The organism is Pseudomonas sp. 1928-m, from assembly GCF_029269135.1.
Taxonomy (GTDB): Bacteria; Pseudomonadota; Gammaproteobacteria; order Pseudomonadales; family Pseudomonadaceae; genus Aquipseudomonas.
In genome coordinates this window covers 31,309-44,226 of sequence record NZ_JARIXO010000009.1, presented here as the reverse complement: position 1 = coordinate 44,226, position 12,918 = coordinate 31,309, and the positions used below count along the sequence as shown (strand labels likewise).

Here is a 12,918-nt window from a genome sequence, read left to right as displayed (position 1 = left end):
TTACCTGGAGCGCCACGGTCCGCTGCACGCCGAGCGCATGCTGCACTTCTTCGCCCTCGACGCGACTAACCCTGCGAGCATCTACTGCTGCCTGCAAGCCGCGCGCAGCAACGCCCACGCCGTGCGCGGGCGGATCACTGCTGATATGTGGGAAAACATCAACGCCACCTGGCTGGAAATCCATGGCATCGCCCAGCAAGGCCTGAGTCGCTACGGCATCAGCCGTTTCTGCGAATGGGTCAAGGAGCGCTCGCACCTGTTCCGTGGCGCTACCTTCGGCACCATCATGCGTGGCGACCCGTACCGCTTTATCCGCCTGGGCACCTTTATCGAGCGCGCCGACAACACCCTGCGTCTGCTCGATGCGCGCTATGAAATGCTCGGTGAGGACATCGACGAAGTCGACGGCCGCCCTGCACGCAGCTACTACCAGTGGACTGCGTTGCTGCGTGCGCTGTCCTCGTTCGAGGCGTTTGCCGAGATCTACCGCGGCTCGCCCGGTACGCGCAAAGTTTCCGAACTGCTGCTGCTACGTGCCGATGTACCGCGCTCGCTGCGCGCCTGCATGGACGAGCTGAGCCTGATGCTCGCCAGCCTGCCTGGCGACAACGGCCGCCCAGCACAGCGCCTGGCCGCCGAACTGGAAGCGCGGCTGCGCTACACCAGCATCGAAGAAGTACTCGACGAGGGCCTGCACGCCTGGCTCACCGATTTCATCCTGCTGGTTCGCCAGCTGGGCCAAGCCATCCAAAGTTCCTACCTGGAGGTCGCATGAGACTGTCAATCAGCCACGACACTACCTATCACTATGAAGACCAGGTGCGCACCAGCATCCAGTACCTGCGCATGACTCCGCACGACAGCGAGCGCCAGCAGGTACTCAGCTGGGAATTGACCCTGCCGCGCCCGGTACGCGCGCAGCTCGATCCCTACGGCAATATCCTGCATGTGCTGACCATGGATGAGCCGCACGAATCCATCGTCATCGGCGCCCGTGGCCAGGTGGAAATCGACGAAGCACGCGAGGCCGAGCATGAAAGCCAGTCAGCCTTGCCGTTTCTGCGCTTTACCCGCCTGACCGAGGCCGACGAAGCCCTGCGCGAATTCGCCAAACTGCAAAGCCGCAGCCGTCCGGACCGCAGCGGCTTGATCGACCTGATGCATGCCCTCAATGCGCATATCCGCTATCAGCCGGGCAGCACCGCCGTGGAAACCAGCGCCAGTGAAGCCTTCGCTGGCGGCAAGGGCGTTTGTCAGGATCATGCGCACGCTTTCCTGGCCTGCGCGCGCAGCCTGGGCGTTCCGGCGCGTTATGTGTCGGGTTATCTGTTTACCGACAGTGAGGATCACCTGGCCAGCCACGCCTGGGCCGAAGCCTGGTTGGATAACGCCTGGTACAGCTTTGATGTGACCAACTGCCTGGCCAAGCCAGAGCGGCATTTGAAGTTGGCCGTGGGCCTGGATTATCTCGACGCCTGCCCGGTACGCGGCATGCGCCGGGGTGGTGGCATCGAGCAGATGCATGCGCAGGTGGAGGTTGCCCCGCTGGTGCGGGTCCAACAGCAGTAGCTTTTAAAGCCCCCTCTGCCCGCTTGCGGGAGACGACTGCATGGATGCAGGAGGTAGGGCGACGCAGGATGCTAAAGCCGAGGGATTGGGGAGAGGGTTTTAATGGCGTACGACGCCGGTTTTGAATGAGTCCGTAGGATGGGTTGAGCACAGCGATACCCATGCTGCCGATGTGATGGATGCCATCGCATCGCGATTCGGTCCATCCACGTTTTGATACATAGCGCCAGTTTTGTAGGAGGGGCTTTAGCCGCGAGCTTTTGATGCTGGCTGTTCAGGTTCTGCGACAAGTTCATTAGCGTGGTGATTTCTGATTTTGGTTTCGCCCCTTATGGGCGAGTCCCTTTTGGCAATTGCCCCAAAAGGAACCAAAAGGTCTAGCCCCGACATCCGGCCCTGCCTGCGGCAGGGTTCGTGAACAGAATCGTTGCTCCGAGGGTCGGCGTACAAGGGCCGTCCCTGGCCCTTTACGCCTTTCGCCGCATCCATGCGGCTCACCCCTCTACACAACGATTCTGTCCACCCTCCTGAAGGGGCGTTTGGCGTCGTCTGTGCGTTTTGTGTGGCTGAACCAAAAGCAAAGCCAAAACAAAGGCCTGCCACCACGGCAATTTGATGGGTATCGCGTTGCTCAACCCATCCTCCGGTCCTGTCACCAATGGTGGTCGCTTTGCGACACCTGGAGGAGCGGCCTTGGCCGCGATGTTTTTGTATTCACCTCGATTCGCGGGCAAGCCCGCTCCTACAAAAGCAGAGCGTGTCGACAGCAGCCGAACTTACATGCGCGCGCAAAATCCCCATCAGGAGGCCGAGTGGAGGTGTTGCGTAGGGGGACGAGCCGCATGGATGCGGCGAGAGGCGTAATGGGCCAGGGACGGCCCATGTACGCCGGCCCCGGAGCAATACCGGAGCGAGGGAAGTTTCGCGCAGCGAAACCCGGATGCAGGGGCGCATTCTCTTTGGTTACTTTCTCTTGTGCGAAGCAAGAGAAAGTGACTCGCCGTAAAGGCGAAAAACGATATTGAGGGCAATTGACGTGGTGCCGTTATTTGCTATTAGGGACGTTCTCGCAAGAAATTCTTTCCAGATGTTCTAAGTGCTCTAGAGTAGCGGACATATCCGAGTCCAGTACCGTTGGAGTAAACAGAGCCTTTGCTGCGTATGTGTATGTGGCTTGGCCAAAGAGTAGGGGTTGGGTGAATTACTTGTATGTGTATAAAGGCTTCTTTGGTTTTGTCTCGGCTTTCTGCAGGGACTACCGCGTAGCGTTTATGGTTGCCGACTGTTTTGTCATATTCGGCATAGTGAGTGATGTGTCTATCTTTGGGGCGAGCAGGCTGTGACTCTAAATAGTGATTAACTAGGAGGGCCTCATAGCTTGAGTCATGTATGTATGTGTTTGAAATGCATTGTAGAAATTGGTGCTGATTGAATGCGATTACATCCCTTTCATTGCGTGCTTCTGTAATGCCCTTGTTGTTGGGGATGTTGTAAACGTCGCCGTCGTATCCGACAAACAAAAGGTCTGGGGTTAGTGGTAGGAATGTAAGTGCACCAGCTGACCCTAGGCCAAATGAGCGGCCGGGCGACCTGTGTGAGGTTAAGTGCCACTTATTTGTCAGTATGGCTGGGTTGTCAGAGGTTATGAACGGTAGATTGGTTTTGTTTCTTATGAGGCAGAACTTCAAATCGTCAATTTCATGCATCGATTCATAAAAGCTTTTCATGGCGATTTGAACTGCATCTTTTATTCCCAGAGAAAACTCTTCGGGAGGGATGTCGGCAATCACTCTGGTAGACTCGCTCATTGCAACTGCCTGTATTGCAGTAGCCTCTGTTCGCATATGCTGTAATAGCCAAAAAATCCTAAATACAGCTTTGCTGCCCTCGTTAAATGTCTTGTGGTTTGCAATAACTTGGCTTAAGGCATTTGCGTAACTTGATTCGACGAATTGGATTGCCTTTTCTAGTTTTTCATCCTTGCCGTAGAAGTAGTCTCGAGAGCATTGATTTTTTACGGGAGCATTACGGATCAGGTATTGGCGATCAATGTTGAATGCATTGATCGCCGCATTTTTACTGTTGAGTGTGAATGGGCGTAAATGGCATCTGGGAACAAAGTGCTGGTTTTTATTTGTTGCCATTTTGTGCTTCTTGTAATTGTCTATCGATGGTTGCGATGGCTTTGGGGTATTAGGGGGCTATTTTCCTTTCTGCCATATGCCCCAAATACTCAACCAATTCCCCCAATTCCTTGTCACTCAACACCTCAACCGCAAACCCCGGCATCTTGCCCTGCGGCCAGCGCCGCAAGCTCTGCGGGTCGCGGATATAGCGGGTTAGAAAATCGCCGCTGAAATACTCCGTCGGGTTATGCGGAATATTCAGGTCGGGGCCGAATTGCGAGTCGCCGGCGCCATTTAAGCGATGACAGGCCATGCAGTTCTTCTGGTACTGGGCAAAACCTGCTTGCACCGTTGGGCTGGCGTCTGCTGCGGGAAGTAGTTGCGGAAAGCGCTGCGCCACCGGGGCCAGTTTGCGGATGGTGGCCAGCTGGAATGGCCATTGCTCGGGGCCGATCTGGCTGGCGGCGGGGTTTTGCCAGACCAGGTAGAACGGCCCGGCGCTGGGTTTGCCGTTGCCCAGGGCGGGCCAGGGTTGCGCCGGGTCTTCGATGGCCAGCCAGGCTTTGCTGCCGGTTTGGCTAAGCGCGGGGGCGGCGGAGAGTTCGGCGGCAAAGCCGTCGCTGGCGACCAGTTGCAGGTGATCGCCCGGCTGCACGCCTTCCAGCAGCGCGGCCAACGGCACGGCGCGGTAGTGCATGTTGCGTTTGTAGCTGACGTCGTCGCTGATCTCGATGTTTTGCGCCTGCGGGTGGGCGAGCAGTTGGGCGCTGCTCAGGCGCTGGCTGCCGTTGCCCAGTTCTAGGGTCAGTTCGGCGGCGTGCAGGTGGTTGAAGGGTAAGAGGGCGAGCAGGGCGATGCAGAGGGTGCGTTTGTTCAATCCTGCGACTCCAGGGCGAGTTTCAGTTCGTCATAGCCGCCGGCGTTGATCAGGTTGCTGTAACCCATGGCGCGCAGGTTTTCTTCGGCGATGCCGGAACGGCGGCCGCTGCGGCAGTAGAGGACGATCGGCGTGTCTTTGTCTGGGGCTATGGCGCTTATACGGCTGGCGATTTGTTCGTGTTCGATCTGCTCGGCTCCGGGCAATGCGCCGGCGGCGAATTCTTCGGCGGTGCGCACATCGATCAGCACGCTTTCCGGTGATTGCAGGGCGACAACGGCGGCGCTGAGTTCGGCTTCGCCGGCCAGCAGTGGCAGGCTGACCAGCAGGCCGAGGGTGGTAAATAGGGTGCGCATGGCGTGCTCCTTGGGGTGATTGAAATCACCCTAGCACAGGCGCCAGCTTTCAAGCGTTTGCGGGGTTGTGCTGCCGCTGCCGGCTCACTCCACGGTGGCAGGCAGGGCAGGGAATCAGGAGGTTAGCTGACCAAGCGAGTCAGATTGGGAAGAATCAGAATGACGGTGGTGGCAAACACGATCATGCCTGCCTGACGCATTTTCACTGGATTGAACATGGCGGTTGGCCTTGTTGTTTTTTGCGGGTGGTCGTCGCTGTCCTGCTCAATATGCGGATGCGACGCCACACCTCGTGTTGATCATTCAAGCCGTCCCGGCAAAACCCGGCGACGACGCCTACAGCAGCCGACCTGCACACTATTTGCCGGTGGCTTGATTCAACTGTAGGGGCGCGCAGCCCCTGGCTATAGACGGCTTGATTACTAAGGTGCGTGGATTAGTTGCCTGTGGTTATGACGCGGGCTCCGCCACAGGCAAGCGGAGCTTGAGCTAGACGCGCTTGTTGGCCTTCGCCCAGTGATTGACCGTTTGTCTGAGCTGAGCGGTCAATAGGCCTGAGCGCTTCGGTCATTGAGCCTGTCTGCGCTCGGCGTATGGTGACTGCACTCAACAAAAACAGGCGTGGGCCCCACCTGCGCCATCAGCCACCCTCCATTGGAGGTCTGAGGACGCCATGACCGAAGCATATATTTTCGATGCGGTGCGCACGCCCCGCGGCAAGGGCAAGAAGGACGGCGCGCTTTACAGCGTCAAGCCTGTCGACCTGATCGCCGGCCTGCTCAAGGCGCTGCAAGCGCGCAATAACCTGGACACCAGCCAGGTCGATGACATCGTGCTTGGCTGCGTCACGCCAGTGGGTGATCAGGGCGCGGACATTGCCAAAACCGCGGCCATGGTCGCCGATTGGGATGTCAGCGTGTCGGGCGTGCAGCTCAACCGTTTCTGCGCTTCGGGCCTGGAGGCGGTGAACATGGGCGCGATGAAGGTGCGTTCCGGGTTTGAGGACCTGGTGGTGGTCGGCGGTGTCGAGTCGATGTCGCGCATTCCCATGGGCTCCGATGGCGGTGCCTGGGTGATGGACCCGGCGACCAATATGCACACCCACTTCACTCCGCAGGGTATTGGCGCCGATCTGATCGCCACCTTGGAAGGTTTCAGCCGCACGGACGTCGACAGCTTTGCCCTGCGCTCGCAGCAGAAGGCCGCCCGCGCCAGCAAGGACGGCTCGTTCAATAAATCGCTGATTCCGGTGGCCGACCAGAACGGCATCGTCCTGCTTGACCACGACGAGTTTATCCGTGGCGAATCCACCCTCGAAGGCCTGGGCAAGCTCAAGCCAAGCTTCGAGATGATGGGCCAGATGGGCTTCGACAGCACCGCGCTGCGCGTTTATAGCCATGTCGAGCAGATCAACCACGTGCACACCCCGGGCAACAGCTCGGGCATCGTCGACGGCTCCGCCTTGATGCTGATCGGCAGCGCTGCCAAGGGCAAGGAACTGGGCTTGAAGCCGCGTGCACGCATCGTCGCCACTGCTGTGACCAGCACCGACCCGACCATCATGCTTACCGGCCCGGCGCCGGCCACCCGCAAGGCGTTGGCCAAGGCTGGGCTGAACGTCAATGACATCGACCTGTTCGAGGTCAACGAGGCATTTGCCTCGGTGGTTATGAAGTTTATGAAGGACATGGGCGTCAGCGAGGACAAGGTCAACGTCAACGGCGGCTCCATCGCCATGGGCCACCCGCTGGGTGCGACCGGTTGCGCCATCCTCGGCACCCTGCTCGACGAGCTGGAGAAGCGCCAACTGCGCTACGGCCTGGCCACCCTCTGTGTAGGCGGCGGTATGGGCATTGCCACGATTATTGAACGAATCTGAACCGTAGGATGGGTGGAGCGAAGCGATACCCATCGCCCCGTTGATGGGTATCGCGGGGCTCAACCCATCCTACGTCCCCCACTTTGGGATGAGACCAAGAATATGACTGACGCCATCCGTTACGAAAAAGGCCAGGACAATATCGTCGTTCTGACCATGGACATGCCCGGCCAGAGTGCCAACACCATGAACGCGGTATACCGCGAGGCCATGGGCAAGATTGTCGAGCGTCTGGAAGCCGAGAAGGATTCCATTGCCGGGGTCATCCTCACCTCAGCGAAGAAGACCTTCTTCGCGGGCGGCGACCTCAATGAACTGATCAAAGTCACCAAGGCCGATGCGCCGGCCTTCTACCAGATGATTCTCAACATCAAAGGCCAACTGCGTCGCCTGGAATGTCTCGGCAAGCCGGTGGTTGCTGCGATCAATGGCGCGGCCCTGGGCGGCGGCTGGGAAATTGCCCTGGCCTGCCATCACCGTATCGCCCTGGACAGCTCCAGCATCCAGCTCGGTCTGCCGGAAGTAACCCTCGGCCTGCTGCCGGGCGGTGGCGGGGTGGTGCGTATGGTGCGCCTGCTCGGTCTGGAAAAAGCCCTGCCGTATCTGGCCGAAGGCAAGAAGGTCCGTCCCGATGCCGCGCTCAAGGCTGGCTTGATCCACGAACTGGCTTCCGACAAGGATGACCTGCTGGCCAAGGCCCGCGCCTGGATCGCCGCCAACCCGGCGCCCAAGCAGCCTTGGGATGTTGCCGGTTACAAGATCCCTGGCGGTACGCCGTCGAGCCCGAACGTGGCGCAGATGCTGGCCATCGCCCCGAGCGTATTGCGCGACAAAACCAAGGGCTGCTTCCCGGCGCCGGAGAAGATCATGTGCGCCGCCGTTGAGGGTGCGCAGGTCGACTTCGACACCGCGCAGATCATCGAAGCGCGCTACTTCACCGAGCTGACCACCGGTCAGGTGGCGAAGAACATGATTGGCACCTTCTGGTTCCAGCTCAATGAAATCAACGCCGGCGGCTCGCGCCCACAAGGCTTCGAGCCTTACGTGACCAAGAAGGTCGGTGTGCTCGGTGCCGGCATGATGGGCGCCGGTATTGCCTACGTGTCGGCGGTCGCCGGTATCGAGGTGGTGCTCAAGGACATCTCCATCGAGGCGGCCGAGAAGGGCAAGGATTACTCGGCCAAACTACTGGAGAAGAAGGTCGGCCGTGGCCAGATGAGCGCTGACAAGCGCGATGGCATCCTGGCGCGGATCAAACCCACCGTCAGTGACGCCGACTTCGAAGGCTGCGACCTGATTATCGAAGCGGTATTCGAGGATCGTGATCTCAAGGCCAATGTCACCGCGGCTGCCGAGCGTGCGGCGCTGGCGGATGCGGTGATTGCCTCCAACACCTCGACTTTGCCGATCACCGGCCTGGCCACGGCGGTGCAGAAGCAGGACAAGTTTATCGGCCTGCATTTCTTCAGCCCGGTGGACAAGATGCCGCTGGTGGAAATCATCAAGGGCGAGCACACCAGCGACGAGACCCTGGCGCGCGGTTTTGACTACGTCATGCAGATCAAGAAGACCCCGATCGTGGTCAACGACAGTCGCGGCTTTTTCACCTCGCGCGTGTTCGGCACCTTCACCAACGAAGGCCTGGCCATGTTGGGCGAAGGCGTGAGCGCGGCGATGATCGAGACCGAAGCGCGCAAGGCCGGCATGCCGGTCGGCCCGCTGGCGATCAGCGACGAAGTGTCGATGAGCCTGATGAACCATATCCGTCAGCAGACCATCAAGGATCTGGCCGCCGAAGGTAAGTCCATCCCCGAGCACCCGGCGTTCGCGGTGATCGACATGATGCTCAACGAGTACAAGCGGCCGGGCAAAGCGGCGGGTGCGGGCTTCTACGATTACCCGGCGGGTGGCAAGAAGCACCTGTGGCCGGAGCTCAAGGCGCGCTTTGAGAAGCGCGATGCGCAGATCTCGCAGATCGACGTACGTGATCGCATCCTGTTTATCCAGGCCATCGAAACCGTGCGCTGCGTGGAAGAGGGCGTGCTCAAGTCGGTTGCCGACGCCAATATCGGCTCGATCATGGGCATCGGCTTTGCCGCCTGGAGCGGCGGCGCGCTGCAGTTTATCAACCAATACGGGGTGAAGGACTTCGTCGCCCGCGCCCAGTACCTGGCTGAGCAGTATGGCGAGCGCTTCCTACCGCCGGCGCTGCTGCTGGAAAAGGCGGCGAAGAACCAAAGCTTCTAACGCCGTCGCGTTAAGGCTGAGGTTCTGAAAACCGGCTCCCTGCGAGCCGGTTTTTTATGGCCTGTAGTTTATGGAAGACCAGCCTATTTATGGCTACAGCACTAGACTGCTGCAACGGCCACGCCGGTGTGGCGCAGGGAGGTGTTATGAACGTTAGGATAAGCAGTGCGCTGGCAATCAGCCTGGGGTTACTGGCCGCGCCGGTATGGGCGGATGACTGCGCCAATGCCATGGATCAACTCACCCTTAACCAGTGCGCGGCGGCGGAGTACGCCACTCAGGACAAGCGCCTGAATCAGCTGTACGGCGATTACCGCAAGCGTCTGGATGATGGGCAGAAGCAGCAACTTAAGGAGGTGCAGCTGGCCTGGATCAAATTCCGCGACCTGGCCTGCGCGTTTGAGTCGGCGTCGGTGGAGGGCGGCTCGGCCTATCCGATGGTGCTTAACGGCTGCCTGACGCAAAAGACCGCCGCACGGGTCAAGGAGCTGGAGCAGCTGGCCGTCTGTGAAGAAGGCGACCTCAGCTGCCCGATGTCAGCGCAGTAGCGGTCAGCAGGCCTGACGGCCGCAGACAAGTTGCTGGATGGCCTGACGCTCGCTCAGGTGAGTGGGCATGCGCAGGGTGGTCAGGCTGCCATCACTGAGCTGGATGGCCAGCTCGGATTCGAAGTGGATGCCACTGTCGTCGACAGTGGCATAGGTCACGCCATAGACGTTCTGGTTGCTCAGTGATTGGGCGATGCTCATGGCGTTCTCCTGATTACGGGGCGCAGTTATCGGGCGGCGTTCTGGTCAGTCTTGAGTTGTGCGGCTTGGACTTTTTCGGTTTGGCGCTGGCTACTCGCACTGTGGCTGCTGGTAAAGGCTGAAGCGGCAAGCAGGCTGGCAATGGCGGAGAAACTGGTCATGGTGATGTCCTCTGGTTGGTTGGGCGCAGTGCCCGATGGCCAGATCATCTGCGCGTGCCGCTATCGACAGAAGTGAATGGTGCTTATGGTGACTATCGAGGGCGCTGATGGGCCCCGGGTAATTGGTCGGGTTTAGCCCGCAGCTATTGCCTTGCAGCCTGTCAGCAGGCACGCTTGCGCGCTGGTAAAACAACCCTCCTGCGCCCTAGGTAACCGCCCATATGCCGCTGCAGATCTGCATCCTGGAAACCGATGTTCTTCGCCCTGAATTGGTCGACCAATACGACAGTTATGGCCGTATGTTCGAGCAGTTGTTCGCCCGTCAGCCGATTGCTGCCGAGTTCAAGGTGTACAACGTGATGGAGGGGCATTACCCGCCGGACAGCGAGCGCTACGATGCTTATCTGGTGACGGGCAGCAAGGCGGACTCCTTCGGAAGCGACGCCTGGATCCAGACGCTGAAAACCTACCTGCTGGAGCGCTACAACCGTGGCGACAAACTGCTGGGTGTATGTTTCGGTCATCAGCTGCTGGCGCTGCTGCTGGGCGGCAAGGCTGAGCGCGCGGTGCAGGGTTGGGGGGTGGGTATCCATCAGTACCGCATGGCGAGCAAGCCGACCTGGATGAGCCCCGATCTGGAGGACCTGACCCTGCTGATCAGCCACCAGGACCAGGTCACCCAACTGCCGGAAAACGCCACGTTGCTGGCCAGCAGCGAGTTCTGCCCGATTGCCTCGTACTGCATCGGTGATCAGGTGCTGTGCTTCCAGGGCCACCCCGAGTTTGTGCATGACTACTCGCGCGCGCTGCTCGACCTGCGTCAGCAGCATATAGGTGAGCCAACCTACTCCAAGGGCGTCGACAGCCTGCAGCACGACCACCAGGGCCATACGGTGGCCGAATGGATGATGCGCTTTGTCGCCCAGGGCCGTGCCGGCCTGGCTGAGTAACACGCGCCTGCACGAAAAAGCCCGGTCAGTGACCGGGCTTTTTTATGGCGTGCCATCCAGGCCGCGCGCCTGCGGGCCGCCGCTACGCGACGTTAAAAATCGCTCCAGACGTTTTTTTATAGCCAGCCGGAACGCTTAAAGCTGGCGTAGAGCCCGACGCAGCCGGTGGTGATCAAGCCGAGCACGCCGAAGTAGCCGTACTGCCAGGCGAGCTCGGGCATGTTCTGAAAGTTCATCCCGTAGATTCCCGCCACCGCCGTGGGAAAGGCCAGAATCGCCGCCCAGGCAGCAAACTTGCGCTGGGTGACGCTTTGCCGTGAGGATTCCAGCAGCAGGCCAATCTCGATGGCGTGGTCGGCCATCTCGCGCAGGCCGGTGAGGTCTTCCAGCAGACGGTTGACGTGAATCGCCACGTCGCGGAAGTAGGGGCGCATGTTCTTGTCGATAAATGGAAAGTCGAGGCGCTGCAGCTCTTTGCAGATTTCTGCCAGCGGCCCGATATAGCGACGCAATCGCAGCAGGTCGCGACGCAGGCCCTGGATGCGCTCGACATCGGCCTGGCTCAGTGGGTTTTTCAGCACGTGCTGTTCCACTTCTTCAAGCTCGACGTGGTAGTTGTCCATCAGCGGACGGTAGTTCTCGATCACGAAGCTGAGCAGAGCGTAGAGCACGAAATCTTCGCCGTGCTCAAGCAGCAGCGGACGCGCCTCGCAGCGTTGGCGCACCTGGGAGTAGGGCGCGGATTCGCCGTAACGGGCGCTGATGATGTAACCGCTGCCGGCAAACAGCTGGGTTTCGACAAAGGTCAGCTCGTCGTTAACCAGAATGGGCGAGTACAGCACCAGAAACAGCGCATCGCCGAAGGTTTCCAGCTTGGGCCGGGTGTGCCGCTGCAGGGCGTCTTCCAGGGCCAGTTCATGCAGGTCGAATTGCTGTTGCAGGCTGATCAGCTCCTCGGAGCAGGGATCATGCAGGCCGATCCAGACGAAATGCCCCGGTTTCTTCGACCATGGCTTGCCTTCGTCGAGGCTGATATTCGTGACTTTCTTGCCGTTGCTATAAACGGCGGCGGCAACAACGCGACCCATGGTGTTTCCTTATTATCGGTGACCTCAGCACGCAGCTTAGCGGCTTGCTCGCCGCTGGTGTGACTGAACGGCTGCTGCGCAGGTTGCATCAGGCAATAAAAAGCCCAGCGCGTGGCTGGGCTTTTGGGGCGTTGCTGATTGCGTCAGGCGCTTTGGCTGAGCTGCTGATCCATAGCATCGATGCACTGCTGCATCTGCGTGCGACAGGTTTCGATCAGCTGCGGCAGATCATCCTGGCTCAGGCCTGCGGTGGGGATGGCCGGCAGCGAGCGGATCATGATCTCGCCGCTGTTCCAGCGATTGAGCTGGATATGGTTGACGTAGGTGCTGACGCACACCGGGATGATCGGCACACCGGCGGCAATCGCCATCTGGAATGCGCCTTTCTTGAATGGCAGCAGACCCTTGCCGAGGTTGCGCGTGCCTTCAGGGAACACCCAGATCGAGGTGTCTTTATGCTTCAGCGTGTCGGTGGTGGTGAGCATGGCCTGCTTGGCGCGAATCGCATTGCCACGGTCAAGCAGCACGTTGCCCGCCAGCCAGTACAGCTGGCCGAAGAATGGCACCCACTTCAGGCTCTTCTTGCCGATGCTCACTGTGCGCTTGGGCACCACGCGGCCGAGCACGTAGAGGTCATAGTTGGACTGATGGTTGGCGATGATCACGCAGGAGTACTGGTGTTCCAGGCTGTGCACATCGGTCTTCAGCTTCCAGCGCAGCAGCCACTGTGCAGGGATGCTGTAGAGACGGGCGCACAGACGGCTGTTGTCTGGGTTGAACGGGCGGCAGATGCCAAGCAACAGACCGAGGATGCCAGCGAGGATAAAGTGCACGCCCATCGCCAGCATGCGCAGAAGAAAAAGCATTTGGTACGCCCGTCATAGGAAAAAGGCGCGCAGTGTACGGGCGTGCACTG

Annotated in this window: 13 protein-coding genes; 6 read left to right on the top strand and 7 right to left on the bottom strand. The window is 59.6% G+C overall.

Annotated elements, in window-relative coordinates:
- Positions 1-775 (top strand): alpha-E domain-containing protein (locus tag P3C18_RS20360; protein ID WP_275963604.1); only part of this gene is annotated, 775 nt, incomplete at its 5' end.
- Positions 772-1,569 (top strand): transglutaminase family protein, encoded by a 798-nt coding sequence (locus P3C18_RS20355; protein ID WP_275963603.1) that lies wholly within the window; start codon positions 772-774, stop codon positions 1,567-1,569. The genes P3C18_RS20360 and P3C18_RS20355, both read left to right, overlap by 4 nt.
- 1,055 nt (positions 1,570-2,624) lie before the next feature.
- On the opposite strand, the gene P3C18_RS20350 is transcribed toward P3C18_RS20355, so the two are convergent.
- The 3 genes from P3C18_RS20350 to P3C18_RS20340 are packed head-to-tail and all read right to left on the bottom strand — an operon-like array spanning position 2,625 to position 4,928.
- Positions 2,625-3,713, bottom strand: coding sequence for a DUF4238 domain-containing protein (locus P3C18_RS20350; protein WP_275963602.1), 1,089 nt, complete (start codon positions 3,711-3,713; stop codon positions 2,625-2,627).
- A gap of 49 nt (positions 3,714-3,762) precedes the next feature.
- Positions 3,763-4,572, bottom strand: coding sequence for a cytochrome c (locus tag P3C18_RS20345; protein WP_275963601.1), 810 nt, complete (start codon positions 4,570-4,572; stop codon positions 3,763-3,765).
- Entirely contained in the window at positions 4,569-4,928 is a 360-nt protein-coding gene (locus P3C18_RS20340) for a rhodanese-like domain-containing protein (RefSeq protein WP_275963600.1), read from the bottom strand. Before P3C18_RS20340 ends, P3C18_RS20345 begins: the two co-directional genes overlap by 4 nt.
- Positions 4,929-5,601: 673 nt before the next feature.
- Here P3C18_RS20340 and P3C18_RS20335 point away from each other — a divergent pair.
- The 3 genes from P3C18_RS20335 (at position 5,602) to P3C18_RS20325 (ending at position 9,602) form a co-directional block, all read left to right on the top strand.
- Positions 5,602-6,807 carry an acetyl-CoA C-acetyltransferase gene (locus P3C18_RS20335; RefSeq protein WP_275963599.1) on the top strand — a complete coding sequence of 402 codons (1,206 nt, stop codon included), beginning with the start codon at positions 5,602-5,604 and terminating at the stop codon, positions 6,805-6,807.
- A 102-nt stretch (positions 6,808-6,909) separates the two neighbouring features.
- Entirely contained in the window at positions 6,910-9,054 is a 2,145-nt protein-coding gene (locus tag P3C18_RS20330) for a 3-hydroxyacyl-CoA dehydrogenase NAD-binding domain-containing protein (protein WP_275963598.1), read from the top strand.
- Between the two features lie 146 nt (positions 9,055-9,200).
- Entirely contained in the window at positions 9,201-9,602 is a 402-nt protein-coding gene (locus P3C18_RS20325) for a lysozyme inhibitor LprI family protein (protein WP_275963597.1), read from the top strand.
- Positions 9,603-9,605: 3 nt separating this feature from the next.
- On the opposite strand, the gene ptrC is transcribed toward P3C18_RS20325, so the two are convergent.
- Complete coding sequence (gene ptrC, locus P3C18_RS20320; protein ID WP_275963596.1) at positions 9,606-9,803, bottom strand: type III secretion system co-regulatory protein PtrC; 198 nt, start codon at positions 9,801-9,803, stop codon at positions 9,606-9,608.
- Between the two features lie 26 nt (positions 9,804-9,829).
- A complete protein-coding gene (locus P3C18_RS20315) occupies positions 9,830-9,964 on the bottom strand; it encodes a hypothetical protein (RefSeq protein WP_275963595.1) in 135 nt (44 codons plus the stop codon).
- 221 nt (positions 9,965-10,185) lie between these two features.
- On the opposite strand from P3C18_RS20315, the gene P3C18_RS20310 reads away from it, so the two are divergent.
- Positions 10,186-10,914, top strand: coding sequence for an amidotransferase (locus P3C18_RS20310; protein ID WP_275963594.1), 729 nt, complete (start codon positions 10,186-10,188; stop codon positions 10,912-10,914).
- A 116-nt stretch (positions 10,915-11,030) separates the two neighbouring features.
- Here P3C18_RS20310 and P3C18_RS20305 read toward each other — a convergent pair whose 3' ends face one another.
- Positions 11,031-12,002 carry a magnesium and cobalt transport protein CorA gene (locus tag P3C18_RS20305; RefSeq protein WP_275963593.1) on the bottom strand — a complete coding sequence of 324 codons (972 nt, stop codon included), beginning with the start codon at positions 12,000-12,002 and terminating at the stop codon, positions 11,031-11,033.
- 143 nt (positions 12,003-12,145) lie between these two features.
- Positions 12,146-12,868 (bottom strand): 1-acylglycerol-3-phosphate O-acyltransferase, encoded by a 723-nt coding sequence (locus P3C18_RS20300; RefSeq protein ID WP_275963592.1) that lies wholly within the window; start codon positions 12,866-12,868, stop codon positions 12,146-12,148.
- Between the last annotated feature and the right edge of the window lie 50 nt (positions 12,869-12,918).